We start from the raw sequence: 24,246 nt of genomic DNA on the forward strand, positions 1-24,246 counted from the left end.
CGAGGTAATCCCAATAATCTTCAACTGGTTGGGCCAGGGGGAACCCTGACTCGTATCGACTCAAAGGTTGATATGGCTCACACAGTTGACGCGGTGAGTTGGTGGAACGAGGTTGGTCGCTTCTATGCGCCGAAAGCGCCAGAAGTGCGCCAATTTATGCTTAGCTCGGAAAATTATGTGTTGCAGCCGAGTTCGATAAATCGTTCGGAGGGGGCAAGGCTTGGTCAAACATATCAATCTCCGGCGGTACCGGACTTCACGAAGCTAAAAAGGTAGGGGTGCGATGAGCAATAAATTGGAGCTTGATGTCTCGACTCATGAGGAGATCAAGGCACTGTGCGCGAAAGGCGATCGTCTCGCGGAGGCGAAAAGCTATGAAGCTGCGATTGCCGAGTACAACAAGGCATGGTCGTTAGTGCCTGATCCAAAGAATGAATGGCAGGCCTCAACTTGGATTCTTGCCGCGATAGCTGACGCGTGCTTTCTGGCCGGTTATAAGACCTCTGCACGCGAAGCTCTTGAGTTTGCGATGACTTGCCCTGAGGCCGTTGGCAACCCCTTCTTGCATTTGCGTCTTGGTCAAGTTCTACTTGATGACGGTGAGGAGGATGTTGCTGCTAATGAGCTGATGCGCGCCTATATGGGGGGAGGGGAGGAGATTTTTGCTTCGGAAGACGCCCGTTATCTTGACTTCGTTAATACCAAAGCCAAGCTTTGACCAGTTCATCAAGTTGCCTCATGCCGACGCCCGCCCTGTGCGGGCGTTGTCGTTTCTGGATTATGCCTCTGGTTGCATGATGTTGCTGACGACATGCTCACCCTGGAGATCGAAGCGCACGAACTGCCGGGTGCCATCCAGGAAGCGCTTCTCGACGGTGCCCCTGCGCGTGCCGACGTCATGACGTGGATCGGTTTGCCGCCCTTGTCATCAGCGAATTGCTACATCTATCGGTGCGGATATTAAAAGCGAATTAAGTTTTCACTAGGAAGACTAGTCATCCGGTGAGGTGGTGAAGAAAAGCCACGGAATTTCTCAAGATGGACGACACATCGCCGATATAAAAAGATCATTCATATGAATCGGAAATTGTATGATTTTTTTAAGAATTTTGATCGGTGCTGTACTGATATTGGTGATTCCTTTCGCTGTTAGCTATGTCGTGCGGCGTGTCAAGAAGTTATTCGTCACATTGTTTGTTTTCTTGGCTCGAATTATTAGACGGGTGGTGGAGCGACACCATATTGCGGGGAAACTGAATCGACTATCAATTCAGGTGGCAAAGTTCTTCTCTGTGCCCAGAATTGTCATAGGGCAGATTGCTTTGACGTTGCTTAGCGCATGGGTCCTCGCGAAATATATCTCCGAAATTGACGTTTTTAACGTGCTTTGGCGGTTGACGCTGCTAGGGCTAATGCCGTTGGCCTGGCTCGCTATCGCACTCTGTGGAAGTCAGAGGGTACTTCGAGCCCTTGAGTGCCCATTTTGCGTCGTAATTCGATGGACGCTCTTGCTAATTTTGCTGTGGATCGCTCATGCACACACCGCCGAGGATCTTTCACTCTTATTTGGCCCGGCCGCGTCTCGCTTGCCGGTGGCATCCGGTCTCGGCGCATTTCTTCGAGCGATTGGGTACTTAGCGCTGCCGACAGCATTCTTGATGGCGTCGAGCCAGATTCTCATGTTCATTGCTTTTGGTACGGTGGCAGGTGGAAAACTGCAGATACTTGGACGAAGCAGGTTCATCGCACCAGTCGTCACTGCCGTGCTACTGCTGACGGTAACAGTATGGAATAGCGCTCAGGTCGTGCTGGTCTCAGCTCCGTTGGAGCGATTGCTTGTTGCTCACGTGGCATTCGAAAACGACATGTTGAGCGAGGAAGTCTGCAACGGAAAGAAATCGAACCGACGTGTCGTATATTTTGAAGCAGATCAGTCCCGTGCTTTTGTTTTTTCATCACCGAAGGCGGGCGAAAGGGCGAGACCCAAAGTGGAATCTTTACGGAAACTCAAGGCTGACGAAATAAAGGCAATGATACCAACGTACGAAGGGGTCATTGCATGTCACTGGCCAGTAACGCCGCCCGAATCTTCTGACGTACAAAAGTCTTAATGTGAGCAAAGGGTAGGTGGTCGAGGGCTGTCTCGCTCGACCACCTGTGCATTCGCTAGATGTTAATCAGCTGTACCCCCAGATATTCGTTTCCTTGTTTGATGCGCTTTTGCTTGAACCCGAGGCTGACCATGCGCAGTCTAAATTTCTGAATGGTCATGGGTTCCATGCCATGCCTGCCAGTGAACCTCGAGTATGCATCGAACGCGTCCTGGGCCGCGACCTTGCCTCTCGCAGAGCGTCTGCACTCCGCATCGATCCACATCCGTACGGAATCGGAACGCTTTCGTGCGTCAGATGTCGCGACTTCAACTTCGGCACATTCGGGTAAGCAACCGGCTTGCAGGTAGTCGAACGCGCCGGCGATAAGCCAGTTCAGGATTCCAGATGCCTCGGTTGCGAGTTTGTCATCCAGATCATTGTCACGAGACTTTCCCGAGAATTTCTGTGTGAACGGGATGACCAAGATACGACGCCACAATGCTTCGTTCTCTCGATCCCAATCCGGCATTTCGTTTGTACTCAACAGCAGTTTCCCGCGTGGCCGGAACGATTCTGTTTCCCCGTAATTGTGGCGGCCGCTGACCTGATCACCACCGGTCAGTTGTTTGAAAAACGGTTCGTCGATACCGCGTCGTCGCTCAGATTCTGTGCAGAACAGTATGCGAGGACGCTGCAACGCCATTAGTGCTGGTGTCGGACCATTTGCGCTTCCTTTGTTCGCGCTCTTCAAGAATGATGGCGACATCTGGCCTGAATACAGTGACCCAACGACGTTTTCGACCGCTCGCGTCAGCGTTCCTTTGCCGTTACTTCCACGTCCGAGCATGAAGAACGCCTTCTGCTCTTTGATCGAACCCGTCATCGAATAGCCAAGTGCAGTGCGAAGAAACCTGCGGAGATCCCGGTCGGGAGCAACACTTTGCAGAAACGCGCCGAACTGCGGACACCGCGCATTACGATCAAATGTCGCGTTAATCGTGCACGAGATCATGTCTGTGGGTTGCCCGGCTCGGAACTCCTTTGTCCGAAGGTCAACGACGCCGTTCGGTACGCCGAGTAGATATGGGTCTTGGTCAAAATCGGATGCCTTTGCGTCCAATTCCGGGAACGCCCGCATATCTGCGAGAATCCGCTGGGCGCCTTGATACGAAGTCATGCGTTTGAGGAGTGTCGTTGCCGTTGAGTTTTTGGCCTGCTCCGCACACTGAACGAGTTCCTCGATTTCTGCCAATACGGCTCGGCAAGCTGCGCGCTTGTCGGTGCTCCAACGATGGCCGACGAAGACTCGACACGATTCGTTCTCAACGATCCTCAACGTTTCGCATAGTTTGGTCGTAACGAACTTGGCGACGTCACTGTCGGACGTTGGGAACCACGAGCGTTCCGGGGCACCGTTCATTTTCCCGTACTGGCTTGCGTAGTAATAGAGGGTTCCGATCGTTCGTTGGCCACCACCATCAAATTTATCCCATGTCGGCCGCTGTATAGCTTCATCGTACTTATCTAGACTGGATTTCGACCATTGATCCCAAATTTCGAAACCAGCTTCAGCGTCCCACGAGTGCAGGGCCATGCCGATGTGGAGCCAGACTGTTCGTTCTTTTGCCGGAATCTGGGATAGAAGGTCACGTACTTCATCGGCACGAGGCATGTCACCCGTCGCGACAGTACTTGGCTTACGACTTTCGCGGACGGAACTGGGAACGTCATTGATTGGGATTTGGCCGCCCAGCGCTTCCACGAGCTCGGAGGCCGACATCGCGTCAGTGTTCGTTTCGCACTTTCTGAGCTGGGTTCGCTGGTTGCGTTTCCAGTTGATGGTGCCTGCCAATCGAAATGCGTGAGCGGCATCTGTCGAGCCCGGATCGGACTTGAGGGCTACTGCGAGCGCCATGGAAAGCGGGCGAAACTCTGATAGTGCGCACTTCACCCTGAAGTACGCGTGGAACCGACGTTCAGATGATTCGACGACGATATCAGGTGTGACCGCAAGAGCCTGCAACGACTTCAACGTGTGTCCTGAATCGCAATCGGCGATGAGATACCGAATGCCCTTGATGTTCTTGAGCTTACGGCCTCGACCATCAGTGCGTTGAGGAACAATCGTGATGGCCGCACCACGTTCGTTGAGCTCAGCAAGTTCGATTGCGGTATCTCTGTTCGCCTCGCGAAAGAACGATTGGGGTTTTACGTTTGAGCCTTTGCGCTCGGGAAATGTCTGAACGGATATGTGCCTGGTGCCGTCGGCCGAACGTTGGGCCACGGTTTTCATGTGCTTGACCATGACCTGGATGTTGCACCCGTGTCGCGTCTTGTTTGATTGCATTTTCTTCTACGATTTTCGAAATTTGGATTGGGGTTATGCGGACGTTTGGTGTAGGAGATGTAAGACAAATCGACGGCTTCGGTTCGTCCCCTCTTCTTTCCCTATGGATATAAGGTCAAAAAAGACGTAACGATCTCCGGCACCCACTAATCTCCTGCACCTCCTACACCCCTGCTGCCCGTCGTGGGAAAGGGGCGAAGACGAGCGGTCACCCAGTTACATTCAGATCGTCGATTGATTGCCCTGCGCGATCGACGTATGTGTTGCGATCATGGCCTTCATCCATGCTAGGACCTCGGCTTCGATAGATCGAACCACTCGGGACGAAGATGAGATCGGTCTTTGGCGTTTGCAAACTTGAATCTTGGCGTAGATCAACGATCGCGAAAGACCAGTAATGCGTTCGACGTTGCTGTGTCGAGGAAATACGATCTCGGTCTGCACGTCGTTGCTCGCTGCGTTTTTAGTCATGTTGTGCTCCAACAGGCAATCGGTGCCCGGTCCGGCATCGGGAGTCCCCCGAAGCACAACCTATTTACTGCTCTGCCAAAGTTTGAAATCCCAGCCATCAGGTTGTGCCGGAACGAGCTCACGTGTGCGACATTACTTCGTCATGAGTTCGAATAGCGGACTGTCGTTGGGCGACCGATCATTCGAGAATTCCCCAACGCAGATGAGGTGTGTCCGCGGTAAAGACATGTCAGATCGATTTTGGCTTACTCAGCGGCGATAGTGCCGCGTATGGCGTGCTAGACGTACGTGCACGTTTTTGGCGTTCGAATCTGCAAAGCAGTGGCGCGATATCTATGATCGTTGGCAGGCGGAAAATACTGAGGCGCGCCATGATGTTCGATTGATCGTCTGCATCCGAAGTCGAACTGCTTGGACTAGGGGGTGAGAAGACCAATCACAATTGCGCACGATCCGCGAGCGGGGTGAGCGCAGCATCCGTCGAATGAACGGACAGCTCTGGCGGTGTACTGCTGATGACGTTGTGCGGTGCGACGTCGCTGAACTCAGAATTCTGGAAGTTGCCCTTTGTGATTTCGGCCGACACGTTGCTGCGATCGTCCCAAGGTTGCACGTCGTCACTTTCTGGCAGAGGCGCATCACGGATTCGATGTGGCTGCGATTGCGGTCTTGTATGACCCATATTCGTCTTACGGATCTCGATCCTAGATTGAACCCATTCGAGAATCTCGGATTGCAACCAAGCAACGATTCGACCTGTCAGCGGAACCGATTGTGGGAATTCACCGATCTTCATCATGGCGTAGATCGACGATCGGGAAAGGCCGGTGATGCGTTCGACGTCAGGACGGCGCAGCAACGCGACCTTGGTCAGGTCTTCATGAATTGAAATCTGATTGTTCATCGTGTGCTCCAGCAGGCAATCGTTGCCTGTTCCGGCATCGGGCAAGGGTCCCGAAGCACAACTTATTTACTGACAACGTTGAAGTTCGAATTCGGAGCTCGCGACCGATCTCGGCAGCGGCGTACGAAACGGGGGAAACGGCAATCCTATTCGCCGGGCCGGATGCCGGCCGCGCAATGATTCGGTGCTGACCGAATTGATCGCGGGGCATGCCCCGATCCCGTGATTCGGCGACGTGACGTTACCGATCACGGCATTGTTCTTGGTGTCCCCAAAGTTGGTGATGAACGTACGTAGGCTCCGGGAAACGAATTCTGGTTCATGACGTGCGCGAGCAACCCGAGCGCTTTTCAGAGTCGTCGATGAATTGGCGTGCATCGTTATCGGCCACAGAAAAATACTAAGCACCGGTGCGTGTGTAGACGTTCAATTTGCGCTCGGCGTCCGGCAGCTGATCCGAACATTGCGGGCACGTTATTTACTAGAGACCAAACTGTTTTGAGGCTGGGCCCGATCTTCCGGGATCTGAGATCATGTGAACTGATGTGACTTCACAGAACAACGATCTGTTGGAACTTCGGCAATTGGTTTGCGGTTGACGCAGCGTCCGCGGACGGCGGCGATCGCCATCGAATGACGGGCTACCGAAGATTTCGAATGTGGTTCAACTTTGTGGTCGAACTGGCGACGTCGTTCAGACGCGAATGGATACGTGCGTGATCGGGTTTGTAGGTGCGATTATTTACTAGGGCTGACGACGTTCGTGATCGCTGCTCGGCTTTGAACTATGTTCGAGCCAGTCGAGATTGCTACCAGCGTGCACCCGCACCTTCAGCAATCTATCATCGGAGGTAGGCTTCGCCCTTGAAGATCGAGCGCATTCGGGGCTGTTCCAACGTTTGGATGTGGGCGGCCGATAGCTTCCGTCATTTCCCGAGTCGTCTATCAACTGGGAAATGCGTGTACAACCATGTCAGTAACAGGACTGTTCGTCATCACTTCCGCTGCATTTATTGATCGGAGCCCCTCGGGTACGGTTCGAGCATCGAAGTTCATTGGTCAGAGGTGGATTGGCGCGCTTCCGGTACCGGCCTCTAAAAATGGCTCGGTATCAATCCAATCTGTCCCCAGATTGTTGGTGCACATGAACAAGCAAAGGCCCTGATGGTCCGATGCTCTCGCCCTCTATGCTTCCGGGCCATCGACGATCAAGTCAACCAGAGAAATCTTGTATTCGTAACTGGCGGTCGAACCGGTGCGCACATCCTCGGTTGTTTTGAATCGGGAGCCTATCGCGATCGGTTCTTCCCCGAATGTAGTAGCCATTCGTTCGTTGACGTCACTTCCGTATCCATAATCAAAGACGCGGTCCAAGGGATCAAAAATGAACGGGTATCGAATCTTGCCTTCTTTGCTGAACCCCATCCACTGCCTTACGACAAGGTTCCAGTTGTCGTCCAATCCACAGTGCAAGACGATGGTGGAGTTAGGATCCTCGTCTTTCCCGTTCATCCATAGAGCAACAACACGTACGATTTTCAAAACGGTCTCCTGCGGGCGGCGCAGCTTTAGGCGGTCTAAAGGAAGGGCTCGTGGGATGACACTATTACATGAATTTCTGTACGTGGCAGGTGAGTGACACTCCACCTGCCCACGACGGGCATGTATTCGACGGCGTCATGGTCGCGGAATGAACCAACACTTGCTGACGTACCGGGTCAGAGGGATCAGAGAGCCTTCCGAACACGTTAGATATGGTTCATTTGCGACCTTCAATATTGCCTTCAAACGAGAGGTGGGATCAGCATACGGGATATCGAACGGGGGAGCGGAGACGTCGCGTCAGATTTAATCGATGCAATTGGCGAGGGCACCGCAACTGATTATTCGGTTCTGTAGTCGGGTCTGCACCACGAATCCCAAGCTTCGTCGAGGCTGGCTGCCTCTCGGACGTCACCAGACAAGTTCTTCGCCAACGCGTAAAGGTTGCTCAGGCGATGGCTCTTTTCCTGATCCGACATCGCTTGCCTTCCCCCCGCGGTGATATGGGATTTGACGGCTTCAAATAGATCATTGGGAACGGTGCTGATATCGATAGAAAACGCCACATCTCCGCTAGGGACAACTACCGGGGGGAGTGCCTGAAGGATTACGCTGTTCAGGGCATTGTCGCGAGTGACGACAACGGGTTCTCCCTGGAACTCGTAGCCATGTTGCACCAGAACGCTAGAGGTGTACCAAATAGATAAATCCGCGGCGCGATTGCGCAAGTATGCCAAGTCGCAAAAATCGAGGGCTTCATTTTTCTTTCTCGGTTGATTCGAAAAAAAAGATTCCAGCAACGGATATGCCGGTTTCTCAGAATCATTCAGGCATCTTTTTTGTTGGATCTTCAATTCAAGCGTCAATGCGGCCAACAACTGGCAACCGGAGAAACGAGGAATGTCATGTTGGAAGAGATTTCGCAGCGTTTCCATCGAACGACCTACATCACTCGAATGAACGCGGCTCAGCACCCTCATTATCAGAATGTAAGGAAATAACAGGCTTATCTGAGATTTGATCGTCTTCTGTCCAGCCGAAAGCATTCTTAGCTGCCTGTCGAGGAACTCGTCGTCGAATTTGAGTCCTCCGGCCTTCATCGGCGCGAGAAACATCATTTCTATCTTCTCCGCCGGATTTGCTCGAAATTTCTCGTTCGATAACCACTGCTCGGTCAGCGCTGGCCAAAGGTTCACAGAATAGTTTCCTCGCGCAAACTCGGCAGGTAGTTGCGGTATCCATTCGTGCGTCCGACTGGCCGCGTTGCTATCCAGCAGTAGTTCGTAAGGGCCCGCACCGCGTGGGACGTTAAGAAATGGCCATGTCAGAACAAAACCCCCATCTGTCTTGAAATGACGTTCCCGATAGGGAATTGCTGCGTTGCAAGCGGTAATCATTGCGCGTACGGTCCTATGTATGTCTCGGCGGTGGTGTGCCAAATTGCTGCAGGGCTCATGGAAATTGACTCATTGTCTCCATCCTGGGACGGTGAAAACGGAGAGGGACGGCAACTGGTTGGCGACAATGCCATGCCCCCCATCAAGCATAAAGGTCATATGGCTTAAAGCTCTGAGAGTTCATGCTGGGCTATCAGATGTGATAGGGGGATCCTGAAGCGAATCGCCGCCGCCACGAAATAAATTCGCAAATGAGGTAGCCTATCGGTAATCAGGGGAGGTCCCGCTGCCATAAGCAGTAATTGAGCTGTGCATTGGGCGCCCCAAAAGAACCGCGCTGCTATCAGCGGGCATTGGACCAGTTCAAGAGTCATCGGGGAAGTCACAATGATTAACGGGGATATCGAACCGACGTCTGCGTCGGGTGAGCCGACACGCGAAGTAAAAATCCAAACGACTGTTTCGATTCGGGTCAATCTGGCCGATTATCAGAACGCGGTGCCCGCGGTTCACGAACTTGCCGTGGTCAATGAAACAGAAAGCACGTTTCGTAACCTTCGACTCACCGCGCTATCTGAGCCTTCGTTTCTTAAGCCGAAGACGTGGCATCTTGATCATCTGGCTGCGGGCCAGACCGTTCGTGTGTCGGACTTAGATATCGCGCTGGATGGACCATTACTGGGGCGCCTGACCGAAGCGGAAAAGGCCGTCCTGAAGTTCGAACTCACGACAACTGATGACGCGTTGGCGATTGTATCTACCAGCGAGCACGTCGTTGAGCTCCTCCCGCGAAACCAGTGGGGCGGTCTTTCCTCACTTCCCGATATGGTCGCGGCGTTCGTGCAACCCAACGAGCCCGCGGTAGACCGCGTTCTCAAGGCTGCGGCTGAAATCCTGCGTAAGGCAGGAAAATCCGGTGCGATCAACGGATACGAAGAGGGGCCTAAGCGCGCCTGGGAGATCGCGGCGGCCATTTGGAATGCCATCGGTGCGATGGGGTTGGACTATGCATTGCCGCCGGCCAGCTTCGAGCGCGAGGGACAGAAAGTTCGAGGCCCAAGCCAAGTCACCGAGTCCGGCCTGGGTACGTGTCTGGATCTGACGCTGTTTGTCTGTGCCGCGCTTGAGCAGGCGGGGTTGAACCCTCTCGTAGTATTCCAAAAAGGTCACGCGTTCCCGGGCGTCTGGCTGAACCCTGAAGAGTTTTCGTCCACCGTCGTCGACGACATCACAGCCCTTCGCAAGCGGGTGAAGCTCAAGGAAATGGTGCTCTTTGAGTCGACATTGCTCGTCCAACGCCCGCTCCCCGCCTTCAGCTTCACGGCCGCAAAAGGCGATGAACATATTGCGGAGGGGGAGGAGGAGAAGTTCGAGCTTGCGATCGACATTCGCCGCGCGCGAATGCAGCGCATCAAGCCGCTTGCCAGTGAAAAGGCTGTTGTCCGTGAGGGCAGCATGCCCGAGACGACAAGTTCTGGAGAACCCGAGTGGGAGGACGCTCCAGAGCTGGCGTGGACAGGTGAATCCAAGGTAGAGGTGAATGACGAGCGTCCGGAAGACCGACTCTCGCGATGGCAGCGCAAGTTGTTGGATCTCTCATTAAGAAACAACCTGCTGAGCTTCAAGTCCGGAAAGAAGTCGGTCAAATTCGATGCGCCCGAGCCCGGTGCGTTGGAAGATGTGTTGGCCGAAGGCCATGCGCTCAAGCTGTTGAGCCGTCCAGATTTAATGGATGGTGACGACCCGAGGAACCAAGCAATACACGAATCCCGGGAAAGAGAGCATGTTCGCCGCGAACACGCACTGGATGCTCTGACGCGCAAAGAAGTTTTTGTCAGCCTTACACCGGAGGAACTCGACGCGCGGTTGGTCGAACTCTATCGCAATTCACGGACGACCTTGCAGGAAAGTGGATCCAACACCCTTTTCCTTGCGCTGGGTTTCCTGTCCTGGACACGCGATTCCAAAGAAGGCAAGAAATATCGCGCTCCCTTGATCTTGTTACCTGTTTCACTTGATCGCCGCAGCGCACGCTCAGGGTTCAGCATCAAGCTTCACGACGACGAGGCACGTTTCAATCCGACGCTGATTCAAATGCTCCGTCAGGATTTCGAACTGGAACTTGGCGTTCGGGATACGGAGTTGCCTCAGGACGAGGCAGGCCTCGATGTGGCAGGTATCTGGAAGACAGTGTCACACGCCGTAAAAGACATTGCGGGATGGGAAGTCGTAGAGGATGTGGTACTCGCGTCTTTCTCGTTTGCCAAGTACTTGATGTGGCGCGATCTAACCGAGCGAACCGAGCAACTGATGCAAAATCCGGTCGTTCGCCACCTTATCGATACACCTCGTGACTCCTACCAGAGCACGGTGGAATTTCCCGACGCCCGGCGTTTGGATGCAGAGCTCCCAGTCAAAGAGACCTTTTGCCCGCTTCCCGCCGATTCGTCACAACTTTCGGCCATCGTTGCAGGAAGCAAGGGCAAAGATTACGTGCTGATCGGGCCGCCCGGCACCGGGAAAAGTCAGACGATTTCAAATCTCATTGCTCAGTTTTTGGCGGAACGCAAGCGGGTCTTGTTCGTGTCAGAGAAGATGGCGGCGCTCGATGTCGTGTATCGCAGACTGGCTGAGGTAGGACTGGGCAATTTCTGCCTGGAACTTCACTCTAGCAAGGCGCGCAAGACAGAGGTCCTTGAGCAACTCCGCACGTCGTGGGATGCGACCGCCGCGCTAGGCCCCGACGACTGGGAGGCTGAGGCCGCACGTCTGGAAACGTTACGTTCCCAGCTAAACGGCTACGTTGAACGGCTTCACGCGCGTCACGCGAACGGTCTGAATGTGTATGACGCTATCGGTCGTGTGGTCGGTGGGCATGGCTTTCCGCTACTCCATCTTTCCTGGCCTGGACCTCAATCGCATGACATCGAAGGTTTGCGCGATCTGAGGCAGACCGCAGAGTTGTTAGATGTGAACGCCAAGGCCATAGGCCAAGCGGGTCTGACGCAAAGCCCGTTGTCCCACGTTGCTCAGACCGAATGGTCGCCGCTGTGGGCTGAGCGCCTTGTGAATGTCTCGGACACCATTCCCGATGTGGCGGCCAGCTTTGAAGCAGCCGCGTTGGCCCTTCAGAATGCTATCGGACTGCCGCCTCTAACGTTGGACGTCCGCGTACGAGAGGGAATGGCACGTTTGGCGTTAGTACTGCCCCGGGCTTCTGGGTATGACTGGCGTTTTGTTCTGCGTCCCGATGCCAAGGCGATTGCCGACAACCTTCGGTCAGCAGCACCTTTGGTCGAGCGATACCGGGCATTGCTCGGTGGGCTGTCTTCGCCTGTGGGCAGTCAGGTGCTGGATGATTTGCGTCTTGGTGTGACCCAACTCGAACGAGACACAGAAATCCGCACTAACCTATCCAAGCCATGGAATGCAGCGCTTCGCGAACGTCTAAATGATGCGATAGCACTGTTGCGTACCCGGCAGGACGAGGTCGATCAGCTTTCGCTGACCTATAAGGACGGCATTCCGTCAAAGACGATCGTCGAGTTGCAAGCTGATCTGAAGGAGCTTCGCGACTCGCAGTGGCCGTTAAGCATGTTCCGCAAGCGCAATCTCATAAAGAAATTGAAAGAGTTGGCGACTGGGGCTGGAGATCCCGATTTCGCGGAAGACATCGAGCATCTGGCGCGTGTTGATCACCTCACCTCGCAGCTCAAGAATTTTGACGATTTGTCGCTCCCCACGGCGAATGCGTGGAGCGGTTTGAAGACCGAAATCGATGTTGCCCGGTCGCTGCAGTCATTCCAGGATGCTCTAGAACTGGTAGGCGAGCGCAAGGCGTGGGAGGACGTTGGACTTGATCCGGTCGGCCGCGGCCAATGTGGCGAGTCTGCACGAGATGATCTGAGCCGAATCAGAGAGTTACGACAGATTGATCAGGTGGTGGCTCGAATGGACCGCCTAGGTGGTGGAACCGCCGGCGTTTGGAATGGTTATCAATCTGATGTCGCAACGGTAAAAGCATATCTGGCGTTCCAGGCTGCTCTGGCCGCCGCGCGAAGCGAAAAGCACTGGGAAGACGACGGCTTCGCGACCATAGAAGCAGGGCGCGCAGGTGCTGGTGCAGCCGACGATCTCAAGAGGATGCGTGAGCTCGTGTCGCTTGGCATGCGCATTCAGGAGTTTGGCGATCTCTCGGGTAAGACGAACGGTCTCTGGAACGGCCTTCAAACGAAGCTCGAAGGCATTGAGCCTGCGCTCCAATTCCTGGATGCGCTGGCCAATTCTTTGACAAGTTTGGCCGCGACTCCAGATGCGCTGGCTCAGGTCAAAGCCCCGATTGCCCTTCTGTTAGGTGACGGCAACGTGCTCCTTGAGCCGGCGGGCCCCGTTGTGGGAGCCGGGCGTGCCTATGCAGCGGCACTTCGGACGTTCGACCTTGCAGTTGAAAAATTTGCGGATGCGAGTGGTATTCCCGCTGTGGAACAGTCATCGCTCCTAACCGCGCTTCCCAATGAAATTTCAGAGCGGGCGCGTCTAGTCGCGAAGGAGTCGAATCGTCTTCGGGATTGGTGTGCCTGGCGCAAAGTCCGTCAGCATGCCTTATCCCTTGGTCTCGCGCCGTTGGTTTCCGGAATTGAGGACGGTACCGTCGCCTTGGGTTCGGTCAAGGAGGTGTTCGAGACTGACTACTGCCGATGGTGGCTGAATGCTGTGGTCGATGCAGATGAGGTGCTGCGAACGTTTGCGTCCGCGGAGCATGAAAAGAGAATTCATGACTTCCGCGAATTGGACCGGAAGTTCACCTCGTTGACTCAGCAATGGGTCAGAGCGCAGTTGTCTGCGGGACTCCCATCTCCCACTAAGGTGACGCATGGTTCTGAATGGGGGCTTCTGCGTTATGAGATGCAGAAGAAGACTCGCCACCTACCGTTGCGTGAGCTCATGTCAAAGGCATCCGATGCGATCTTGCGCCTCACGCCGTGCTTGCTCATGAGCCCGCTTTCCATCGCGCAGTATCTCCCGGCAGATACGGCGGACTTCGATGTCGTAGTGTTCGACGAAGCCTCTCAGATACCCGTCTGGGATGCGATTGGGGCGATGGCACGAGCACGCCAGGTGATCATGGTCGGCGACCCGAAACAGTTGCCGCCCACCAGCTTCTTCGAGCGCGCTGAATCCGACATTGATGACACGGATGTCGAAGTGGAACTAGAGAGCATTCTGGAGGAGTGCATCGGGGCGAATCTGCCCACAATGAAACTGTCTTGGCACTATCGCAGTCGCCATGAAAGCCTCATCGCCTTCTCCAACTATCGTTACTACGATGGCGATCTTGTGACGTTCCCCAGTCCTGTGACGAATGATCGTGCCGTTAGCTTCACCCATGTCGCACAAGGCCAATATGAGCGTGGGGGATCCCGCACGAACAAACCGGAGGCGAAGGCTTTAGTTGCTGACCTCGTTGCACGTCTCAAGTCTAAGGAGTTCCGCGACGGCGGCTTGACCGCCGGTGTGGTGACCTTCAACTCAGAGCAGCAGCGCCTGATCGAGGATTTGTTGGACGAAGCGCGTCGACAGGACCCGTCCATCGAAAGTCATTTTTCTGATACCGCGCTGGAACCTGTGTTCGTGAAGAACCTCGAGAGCGTTCAAGGTGACGAGCGGGACGTCATGTACTTCTCGATCACCTACGGTCCGGGCCTTGATGGGATGATGCCGATGAATTTTGGCCCGATGAACCAGCAAGGTGGAGAGCGTCGCCTTAACGTTGCGATTACACGCGCGCGGCAGGAGTTGCGCGTATTCGGTAGCTTTAAACCCGAGAAGATGGATCTTGCGCGCACACAGGCATTGGGCGTACGGGACCTGAAGCATTTCCTCGAGTTTGCGGAGCGAGGCGCGCGGGCGCTGGGCGAATATGTCGCGGGCAGCATCGGCGACTTTGATAGTCCGTTTGAGAAGGCCGTTTGCACGGCACTTGCTGAACGAGGATGGCAAGTCCATCCACAGGTCGGCGTCTCTGCCTTCCGTATCGACCTTGGCGTGGTCGACCCCGATTCTCCGGGCCGTTACTTGGCTGGCGTTGAGTGTGATGGTGCGACGTACCATCGGTCAGCAACTGCCCGGGATCGTGACGAATTACGTGAGCAGGTCCTCAACGGATTGGGTTGGGACATCGTGCGAATCTGGTCAACGGACTGGTGGGTCGATAGACACGGAACCCTGGACAAGGTTGATGCACGACTGCACCAGTTGCTTGAGGCAAAACGTGCCGAGGAAAGTGCCGTATCGGAAAACATGGCTGCGATTGCTGAAGCGGCGATTGCAGCAGCCAAAGCTGGAGACGTCACGTCATCGGCTACACCTCAAACGAGCGATGCTTTGACGCAGGCTGAAGCGCCGGTGGATGAGCTAGCGGCGGAACCCGTCGTCATGTATGCCAACTCCAGCGCCGTGGCTCAGAGTCCGTCAGGAGAGATATTCGTCGAAGTGGATTTGGCGATGACAGAGCACGCCCCCGATCCGGAGCTGTTCTTCGCCAGCAGTTACGACGAGCGACTGCTTGGCATGATTACCTCGGTCGTTAACGGGGAAGGGCCCGTGCGCGCAGAGGTGTTGGGGCGTCGGATCGCCAGAGCGCATGGGTGGGCGAAGACCGGAGGCCGAATTCTCGGCCGCGTAGTCGATCTGGCCTCCAAGCACTTCGAGACCGAATCGGAGAGTGGTGGGATGTTTGTCTGGCCGAAGGCGTTATCGGATAGGTCGACGCTGAAGTTCAGAGTTCCCGGTCCAGGTGCTGCACGTCAAGTTGATGAGGTCTCGCTTGCCGAACTGAGAGTGCTTGCAGATCGCTTCCGCGCTGAAGGCCATGACGAGGATTCAGCGTTGAGCGCAATGAGTCGCGAACTTGGTCTCTTGCGTTTGCGGGCGGCAAGTCGTGAGCGACTCGTGGAAGCATGGCGGACAGTGTGAGGTTTCTTGCGGGACTTTTCGAAGGGCTTGACCGCATGTGCCGCAAGCTCCGAGTTCGACTGCGGTCGTGACGTACCAAGGTAGACGTCAGATCTCTTCGAAACCGCAGCTCAACTCGGTTTTATTGCTGGATTCCATTGTCGAGGCGCCATCGGAATATCGTCGCGATCTTCCGTTGGTTTCCTGCCTGAACAATGAGAACAACATCAAACGCAACAACGAAACCGCGCTAATCGGGGATTTGGAATGGACTCGTTGGGCATTATTTTGATCGTGATTGGCGTGCTCACCTTCTTCGTTGGAGCATCTGGGTTTGCCGACACACGAAAGGTCGATCGACGATATAAAACGGGATATAAGAACAACGCGCCGGACAGCAGAAATTTCCCCCGGGCTAGGCGGAGGGTGCTCTGGGGTGTCGGGATCGTCATTGTCGGCTTGGCCGTGAACAGCGTGAGCAGAACTCATGACGTTGCACCGCAAGCAGAGTCGACGCCAACGACTAATGTGCCTGTACAAGCCGGCAGCAGCGCGATTGCCTCACGGATTACTGAGACGTCTACCCAGCAGGCCGACACAACGCTAATCCATTCAACAAACAGCGAACTGGCCTCTAACGAGCGAATCGTCACTTCGTCGCTTTCCTCGCCCGCGGAGCTACCGCAAGCGCGCTTGGAACGGCAAGGCGTAGTCACGCCGACGCAAAAATTTATCACGAGCTTTGATTGCGCGCGTGCCGTTTCCGATGATGAAACGGCGATCTGTTCGGACCCTGGGCTGTCAGCCATGGACGTCGAGCTTGGGCGGCTTTATGGCGATGCACAAATGTCGGCGGGAGATCCCGCTTCACTCCGGCAATCTCAACTGGAATGGCTTGCGTCTCGCCGCGCATGTGGAAGCGAGCTTATCTGTTTGCGACGCAAATACGGCGAACGAATTGGTCAGTTCAATGGGTCCATGGGTGTTGCACCGCTAGTCTCCACTGCCCCGGCGATTGAGAAGCCGTAATCGGAGTAATGCCAAAGCAACATCCTTGTCAAACGACTGAGTTCGGAGCGTCGCGTTTGCGCGTATAAAAGAGGATCAGTGTTGGACTATTACGAGATTCTGGGCGTTGCCCGCACGGCGACCCAGTCAGAGATCAAGGCGGCTTATCGGCGTGGCGCAATGCGTTGGCATCCCGACCGAAACCCTGGCAATGAAGAGTATGCTGCCCGGCAGTTCAAGGACCTGGCACATGCATACGCTATTCTTGGCGATTCGGACAAGCGCCGAGCCTATGACGAGACCTTCACGGCGCACAGCGGCAAGCAGACGGAGCCTGAGCAGCAGGATGATGACATCTACATGGAAGAGGCGGCTCGAATCTTCCTTGAGGAGATGACTGAGCTCGCAACGACGTTGGCAGCGGGCGGTCACAATCCAGATGTGATTTTCGGTGCCCTGCTGTCACAGGGATGTCCGGAGTCAGTGGCCAGACGGATCGCCCATATGGCCGCCGGTAACCATCGCAGCAATTCGGATGCTCGAACGAAAGCTGATTCGGCCTCGACTTCCAAGTCATCCCTGTCGATCACATCAGTGTTGATGCAGGGTTTTGCAACGGTGAAGCGGTTAGCGCTCCGACTGACAGTGGTGGTCGTTTGCGTCATGGTTGGCAAGTTCATAATCGGTGTCATGAAGGACGAGTCGACTAGGTCCTATAACCCCGCATCGGTAAGTAGCCAGAGTCTCCAGCAACCTGAGCAGGCCGCACCGATGCTGTCGGCCATTCAGCAGCAGATCCCCGGCTACGACGAGACGACACAGAGCGGGACAATCTTCTACTCGGAAGGGCCGGTCAATGCAGATTGGTGGGGCACCGCCAAGAACTACTTGGGAACGCCGTTCACGATTCGGCTTATGCGCAAGGAGGAGGTTCCGCAGAGTCCGTCGAGGACTCTCTACTTCTTCACTTCGACGCCGAACACTTCTGACAAATTCGAATGCCATGTTTGCCGGCCAATCGTCAGTTTGATGATGGTCGCCCGTGACGAGCAGGGCAGAGAGAAAGTGACCATTCCCCTGACGCCTGTAGACGCGATGGGAGGCTTTGGCAACTACACAATGGCCGATCAACCAACGAAATTTGTCGAGATCGGATCGAACGGCAAGCTCGGCATCCCTTTCTTTGATAGCTATATGGGAATGGGGGAGCGGACTAGCTGGTGGACCATCGTTGCCATTGAGTCGAATGCATTCAGATTACTTGGCCATTTGCCGGATGCGTTTGAACATAGTGGCCGCTTTGACTGCTCCGTGCCCGGTAATTGCGCGAAGTGGGGCGCCAATCTTACGTTTCAGAAGACCGGCAACGCGGAATACTATCCGGTACTCGTCACAAAAAGCGGCTTCGAATACGACGATGACTATGAGATACAGCCGGTCGAGGCTCCATTCGTTCTGAGGTTCGATGGCGCGAAGTACGCCCGCATAGAACCGCCCGCTAGACGGACGCGACCAGACTCGGTGGGAATGGAGTTGGGCTGTTCTGAGCCCAACCAGGCGCAAGGGTGCACGTCTGGCCAGGCCTACTTCGAGGGAAACGAGAAGTTCGCCAAGGCGATGCGGTCGGTGATTGTCTCCAATGACTTGGATCCGAGCCTTATGCCCGGCACTTGGGGCGGACTTGTCGGTGTGCGAATCTCGGGCAACGCATATACGGCGTCGTACGTTTGTCCGAAAGGTAGATGCGAGGATAGCCGCCTCGATTTCCTGTACTTGCCATGGTATCACCGCATCGTCGGTATCTATCGAGGCAAATCGGCGACGGGCGAGGACGTTCGATCGATCATCGGCAATCCCACTGATGAGGAGAGACGAATCCTGTTCGAGCTCACCCCAAGGTCTCAAGCCTGATCGAGACGAGAGCTTCATATGAATGGGGCAAGATGTCTGTGTAGTGTTGAACTATCAATGTGAGAGCCAGCTTGAGAAGTAGGCAGGGGCACGCTCTTGCTGCGGTGAAAATTTAACGTAGGGAGCCGGGCGCTGGCGGCAGGGTACAACGGTGAGCGGGCGGCGGCTAGGCGCTACACGGATCCGCCAATCTGCTCAGTGCAACATTGGCCGAGTACGGCCACGAGCGAAAATTCGTTTGGCCGATTCCAATGTCGGTCAACGGCCGGTCTGAGTCGTTCGCGGCAGTAAGCCTGACCAACCGCATCGATCATCGCCGGAAATTACGCTGGCGACTGCTCGCGTGCATGGCGCGCTCGACGGTTGGAGGGGAGCGTTAATTGGGGCCTCGATCCGATCTGAATTGAGCGGCCCCGCGTGCGATGGTCACGCCAGCACCAACATATCAGCGACATGATGCGCAAATACACGTGACTGCCTTATGGGCTGGTACCATCAACAAAAAATGGGCGGACACCGCCAGGAGATGGAAAGTGCCTTCGCCTGTATTCATCAGTGACGTCGAGGACGTTCTTGGTTTGCGGGGTCTCGAGACGCCCGACCTTGCCCTGCTCCAAGCGACGCACCAGAGCTACCGCGCTCTGCTACTTCAACCTTCGGGGCCAATTTACGCGGACACTCAGCGAATAGGCCATCTAAACCTGACCGCCGCGGCGGCTCAAGCGGACAGCTTCCTTGCGCTGGCTGCGAAGCGCGGCGACCAACTTGTGGTCACGCCGGAGTACTTCCTCCCGGTGACCTCACTGGCGAAGGCAGCGCAAGGCGGCCCCTTTCCCGCAGAGGGCGGACTTTGGGTCCTTGGGTGTGAAAGTATGACCCCCGCGAGGCTCGAGAGCTTCAAAGCTGACTGCGCAGGCCATTGCGACGTCATCTACGAGGAGGACCCAAACCCAGCGGTACAGGGCAACTATTTCGACCCCGTTGCGTACTGCTTCGTCACTCGCGACTCAGCGAGGACGCTCAAGCGAGTCGTTTTGTTCCAGTTCAAGACCGCTCCATCCCGAGACGATCATGGCTTTGAAAACAAACAGTTGCGCTGCGGCCGCGCCATCTACCGATTCCGGGGCAAAGACGGGTACATCAAGCTTTCGACCATCGTCTGCTCTGACGCGCTGAATCTTGGCGAGGACGCTGACGCTACCAGGAAGCTGTCAGACAGAACCATTCTGATCCACATCCAGCTGAATCCGAAGCCGAAGCATACCGACTACCGCAGGTATCGGAATGAGGTATTCCGGCGCAGTTCGGTCACAACCGATTGCGACATCGTGTGCTTGAACTGGGCTCACAACGTCATCCAACATGATTCACCCGACAACGCGCCGCACGCCTGGAAAAACGAGAGCGGCTCAGCTTGGTACGTCCCTGAGCGGCGCTGCTCGGTGAAAGATGACGAGGTGGCCAATAATGAAGCAAAAGGTCTTTATTACACTTGGCACGAGAAGAAGCGTCACGTCCTGCACTTCCACTACGACGAGGCTGTTTTCGCGCTAACCGTCCCAAAGGTTCTGCAGGATGGCCCGGCGGTCCACGACGTGCTTATCGGACCGCAACTTGATACTCGGTTCGCTTGGGACGTTGAAGCCGGTACGTGGCAGGAAAGCACAAGCTGCCCGGAGACCGGGTGGAGCGAAATCACCAACTCGAGCCCAGAAGTCACCGCAGCATTCCAAAGCTTGCAGGACCTCAAGAACCGTCTACATATCGAGCGGGCCATCTCACTTTCATGTGGTCCTCGCAGCATGAAAGAGCAGTGGTATCGCGTTGACAATCTAGACGTGTGCCGCATGCCGGAGTCCGAGGTCGTGGCGCGCGCCACTCTTCAACTTGACCGCGACCCCCTCGCATTGCAGGAACGCCAACAGCGCATCAGCCGCGTAACAGTGCTTGGCCACATCCTTCGGACGGTTCCTTTGCCGGCGCAAATCAAAGACCTCAGTGGTGGCGCAGCGATAGCTTGGTCGCCAAACTCTCCAAACACCAACGTCATCAAGACCGGTGCTCGTCCAGCCCTGGTGGCCTATCTCGGCGAAAACCCACCGATGGACATCGTCAAAAGGATTGGCGAAAACGCGTTCGAGCTTCTGCGACGAGAGAACAAGGAATATAAGGATCGCGTGGCCATCTGCTATCGCACGGTCGATGGCGTCACGAAATTCTTCCACATCAAGCAGCAGACTGACATTACATACGATGGAAGCAGCATGGCGTCCATCGCGGGGGAGCAGTGATATGTCTGAGATGCAAACTGCGCGTGAAGCGCTGAGTAATTTTCTCGTTGAACTTCGAGACGTCGATGATTCGGTTGTGCGCGGTGAGAAGAAGCTCGGCGAGCGGACTTACGCCGTTGCCTACGTCGACTTTGCTGATGAGGTCGTGGAGCGCTCACTGCACCTTCGCGATTTCCAAGAACGCGTCCTTGGTGATGATTTCTTCGACGCTCCGGGCGACCTGAGATGGAACAAGTACCTCTACATCGTCGCCGGCCCCAACTCCAAGGCAAATCCTTGCTTCGCAGCAGCCAAAGCCGCAATCGAAGCTGACAAGGACTACGCGCGTAAGCGTGTCATCTCTGAGGACGACCTCAAATCTCTACTGGGAGGGTCGCGGTTGTTCGAAACAGTGGAGCGCGGAAACGCCTACGACGTGCTGACGGATTGGCGGCAACGGCTAACTGCGGGTCAGCTCGAACTCTTACTAGACTGCGTCACGCCTCGCACCGGAGTGGTGGAGAGGATTGCTCAGCGGAAAGCAGGGATAGCTTCGAACGGACAGCAGCGCGTGAAGGAACTGCACGCAGCCGATACGCCGCTGGCGACCTCAAAACTGCTGAGCTTGGATGTTGTGGAGTTCCGCCCCGTACACAACGGCAAGAGTTACAACTTCGGCGACGTCACGTTGATCGTTGGCGCGAATGGCACGGGAAAGACGTCGCTTCTCGAGGCCATCGAGCACTTTTACTGCGGAAACACCCGCAGGAGCAAGTCCAGTGGCCTGGTTCGCCTCAACGGAGAACTGTCGTCAACCGAGGGCGGCAGTACGATCGGACTTACATCGACTTCTGACGGACCTCGCATTAAGTCTCGCTGTCTCGCCTGGTACAACCGCAGGGAGCACAGTGTCGATGCAATTGTTGACAGCTTTTCGTTATACAACTTCCTCGACACAGATGCCGCATTTCGCCTGTCCGCAAATCTGAAGCCGTCTGATGTTGCCTCCGAGTTGAGCCGATTGCTCGTCGGTCCGTCGGCGGCTACGACTTTTGACTACCTGGAGAAAATTCGCGTAGACGTAGACAAGGCATGGGACAAGGCAAATCGCCAGGCTGATGGGTTGCAGGAGGAATTGACTTCTTTTGAGAAACGGTTGAATGAGCTGCAAAGCAAGCCGTCCACGGCTAAGACCCTGACAGATTCCTATCGCGCGGGTCTTGTTTCCCTTGCTTGGAAAAGACCTTCCAAAGTTGGCGTGCCAGCGCCAAGTGAAGGACAGGAACTTCTAGCCGCACTGGCGCTTGTGCAAGCACTCGTGTCCGTAGGGGCCGCCGCTAGGTCTATCAAGGATCTAGAGCATCGGTCAACGCAGTTGCAGGCTGCGGTCGAAACTGCCAAGCCGCTCGATGCGCAGCTTGTGGGCCTGGCGGAGCAAGAGAAGGAACTTGTCGCGAAGATTGAAAGGCTCGAAGCAAACGTCAGGCACCTCGATCGCTGGATTGCCTACGAATCTGCAGGTTTCCACGACGTGCACAAGCGGTACCAATCGGCACGGGACGTCTCGGAGCAACTGGCCACTCGTCTCGGCGGTGTGGTCACGGGCGATCTGCCTCAGATTCCAGTTCAATATGCCTCCCTTCCGCTTCAGGGCGCTGTACGAGCCACTGTGGAAGCGGCAGCGGTTGCCGGAACGAGACTTATACATGCTCGACAAGCGCTCGATGCCCACGGCAACGCGGCGTCGGCACGTGCGACTGCGGCTGCGAGGCTTAAAGTTGCGGCTCAGGAAGCGCTTAAGTCGTCTGAGAATCCCGACATGTGCCCGGTGTGTCGCACGGTACATGCCAGCGGTGCTTTGATGCATCTCATTGAACAACTCACCTCTGGGCCGGAAACGTCTCCAGAACTTCAGAGTCTCGCGGAGTTGTTGCGTCTCGCAGAGCAAGAAGAGAATGAAGCTAAGCGATCGGCTACAGGCGTTGAGTTTTGCCAAAAGGCCGCGGCTCTCATACGGATGGAAGGGGCTACGCCAAATGAGGTGCTTGAAGAGCTCGTTGACCTGCGAGAACGCGCGGGCCAAGCGCAGTTGGAGCTCCAGCGCGTCACCAAGGAAGAACGGGACCTGCACGCCGCGGGGTTCTCAAGCAATGAGGCTGATTTGGTGTGGGGCCGAATTGCCGGGTTGTTCGAGCCGGAGAGCAGTGGTCTCACGCTCAATGTCGTGTCTGGCGAGCGACAGCGTCAATGGGACGCATTGGAAGAGATGCGAAAGGCTCTCGGAGAATACCGTCGCAACATCGACGCTCTGGTTCAATCCATCCTGAGTGTTTCTCAGACCGTGAATCTCGACGGTTGGGTCACTCAAGTCCAGCGCGTCGGGTCGTTAGCGTCGCTTGTAGCGCTGCAAGACGAGTTCACAGCAGCTTTGAGTGATGCGGAGGAACTTCGCTCGTACCTAGAGGTGGGAGGCGACGTTCCGCTCTTTGAAGTGCAAGCACGCATCGCCGCCGTGGTCTCCGCCTTCAAGCAAGCTGATGAAGCGTGCCGCACCGATTCGGAAAGCTCTGCCGAACAGCAAGACTTACCGTCCAAGATTGAAAATAGGAGGCGCGCCCTCGGGAAGGCACGAAGCGAAGAGAACGCGCTGCATGAAGCCGGTAAAGTCTTGGGTGATCTCTTAGAGAACGCTTCGCTTGAGAACGCTACACGGGAGGCGCTTGATGCAATCGGCGACCAAATCAATGAAGTATTTTCGCGCATCCACTCGCCGCGAGAGTATGAATATGTCGGCGGCTCCGACGTTCTTCTTCAAACCACGGGTAGCCATGAGGCTCGCTCGCTGGCTCAAGTCAGCACCGGGCAACGCGCGGCATTTGCACTGTCAATCTTCCTTGCTAGAAATCACACCGCTGCGTCTGCGCCCCCGGTCTTGCTAATTGACGACCCAATTGCGCACATCGACGACCTCAACGCCTTGTCATTCCTTGATTACCTCCGTGACCTTGCAGTGAATTCGAGTCGCCAAATCTTCTTTGCCACCGCGGACACTCGAGTTGCGTCGCTCTTTTCAAAGAAATTCAGTTTCATGGGGGAAGCGTTTAAAACCATCACTTTAGTTCGCGAGCCGAAGCTCGAGGCTGCCCCCCCGCAGGCTTAGCTTGGCGTTGTCCACAGGCCATTTTGGGAACGGCTTGCAGCTCGGTCAGGGCTGCCAGAGCGTGAAGCGCTGAAGACGTACAACGTCGAGCACTGCACTCGGCTGGACGCTTTCGTCCGTACTTGCCTCCGAACTTGTTGGGAAAGCGTTTGAGTTGATGCGGTAGCGCTAGCACGTCGGCGGGTGAGC

General features: G+C 55.5%; 13 protein-coding genes. 8 read left to right on the forward strand and 5 right to left on the reverse strand.

The features are described 5' to 3' along the window. Window positions 1-283: 283 nt before the first annotated feature. The 3 genes from PCO31110_RS23555 to PCO31110_RS23560 all read left to right on the forward strand — a co-directional run bounded on the left by PCO31110_RS23555 (window position 284) and on the right by PCO31110_RS23560 (window position 2,111). A complete protein-coding gene (locus PCO31110_RS23555) occupies window positions 284-718 on the forward strand; it encodes a tetratricopeptide repeat protein (protein WP_150691570.1) in 435 nt (144 codons plus the stop codon). Between the two features lie 93 nt (window positions 719-811). Then, complete coding sequence (locus PCO31110_RS25820) at window positions 812-964, forward strand: hypothetical protein (RefSeq protein WP_174979741.1); 153 nt, start codon at window positions 812-814, stop codon at window positions 962-964. Window positions 965-1,091: 127 nt separating this feature from the next. Then, window positions 1,092-2,111: a hypothetical protein gene (locus PCO31110_RS23560; RefSeq protein WP_150691571.1), complete on the forward strand. Its 1,020-nt coding sequence runs from the start codon at window positions 1,092-1,094 to the stop codon at window positions 2,109-2,111. A gap of 55 nt (window positions 2,112-2,166) precedes the next feature. Here PCO31110_RS23560 and PCO31110_RS23565 read toward each other — a convergent pair whose 3' ends face one another. From PCO31110_RS23565 to PCO31110_RS23585, 5 genes are all read right to left on the reverse strand, one after another. Beyond that, window positions 2,167-4,386: a phage/plasmid primase, P4 family gene (locus PCO31110_RS23565; RefSeq protein WP_174979743.1), complete on the reverse strand. Its 2,220-nt coding sequence runs from the start codon at window positions 4,384-4,386 to the stop codon at window positions 2,167-2,169. A 276-nt stretch (window positions 4,387-4,662) separates the two neighbouring features. Next, window positions 4,663-4,911, reverse strand: coding sequence for an AlpA family phage regulatory protein (locus PCO31110_RS23570; RefSeq protein WP_150691573.1), 249 nt, complete (start codon window positions 4,909-4,911; stop codon window positions 4,663-4,665). Window positions 4,912-5,347: 436 nt separating this feature from the next. Further along, complete coding sequence (locus tag PCO31110_RS23575) at window positions 5,348-5,815, reverse strand: helix-turn-helix transcriptional regulator (RefSeq protein ID WP_150691574.1); 468 nt, start codon at window positions 5,813-5,815, stop codon at window positions 5,348-5,350. A 1,185-nt stretch (window positions 5,816-7,000) separates the two neighbouring features. Continuing rightward, window positions 7,001-7,357 (reverse strand): hypothetical protein, encoded by a 357-nt coding sequence (locus PCO31110_RS23580; protein ID WP_150691575.1) that lies wholly within the window; start codon window positions 7,355-7,357, stop codon window positions 7,001-7,003. Window positions 7,358-7,698: 341 nt separating this feature from the next. Further along, window positions 7,699-8,754 (reverse strand): hypothetical protein, encoded by a 1,056-nt coding sequence (locus tag PCO31110_RS23585; protein ID WP_150691576.1) that lies wholly within the window; start codon window positions 8,752-8,754, stop codon window positions 7,699-7,701. Window positions 8,755-9,141: 387 nt separating this feature from the next. Here PCO31110_RS23585 and proA point away from each other — a divergent pair, with 387 nt between their 5' ends. The 5 genes from proA to PCO31110_RS23610 all read left to right on the forward strand — a co-directional run bounded on the left by proA (window position 9,142) and on the right by PCO31110_RS23610 (window position 24,057). Then, window positions 9,142-15,729 (forward strand): anti-phage protein ProA, encoded by a 6,588-nt coding sequence (gene proA / locus PCO31110_RS23590; protein ID WP_150691577.1) that lies wholly within the window; start codon window positions 9,142-9,144, stop codon window positions 15,727-15,729. Between the two features lie 246 nt (window positions 15,730-15,975). Further along, complete coding sequence (locus PCO31110_RS23595) at window positions 15,976-16,737, forward strand: lysozyme inhibitor LprI family protein (protein ID WP_150691578.1); 762 nt, start codon at window positions 15,976-15,978, stop codon at window positions 16,735-16,737. Between the two features lie 81 nt (window positions 16,738-16,818). Continuing rightward, the gene (locus PCO31110_RS23600; RefSeq protein ID WP_174979746.1) at window positions 16,819-18,627 is read left to right on the forward strand and encodes a J domain-containing protein; all 1,809 of its coding nucleotides are present in this window, start codon (window positions 16,819-16,821) and stop codon (window positions 18,625-18,627) included. Window positions 18,628-19,160: 533 nt separating this feature from the next. Further along, on the forward strand, window positions 19,161-20,918 hold the full coding sequence (locus tag PCO31110_RS23605) for a hypothetical protein (RefSeq protein ID WP_150691580.1): 1,758 nt from the start codon (window positions 19,161-19,163) through the stop codon (window positions 20,916-20,918). A gap of 1 nt (window position 20,919) precedes the next feature. Next, a complete protein-coding gene (locus tag PCO31110_RS23610; protein WP_174979749.1) occupies window positions 20,920-24,057 on the forward strand; it encodes an AAA family ATPase in 3,138 nt (1,045 codons plus the stop codon). Window positions 24,058-24,246: the final 189 nt, after the last annotated feature.

Source organism: Pandoraea communis (assembly GCF_902459745.1).
In the GTDB taxonomy this organism is placed as follows: Bacteria; Pseudomonadota; Gammaproteobacteria; order Burkholderiales; family Burkholderiaceae; genus Pandoraea; species Pandoraea communis.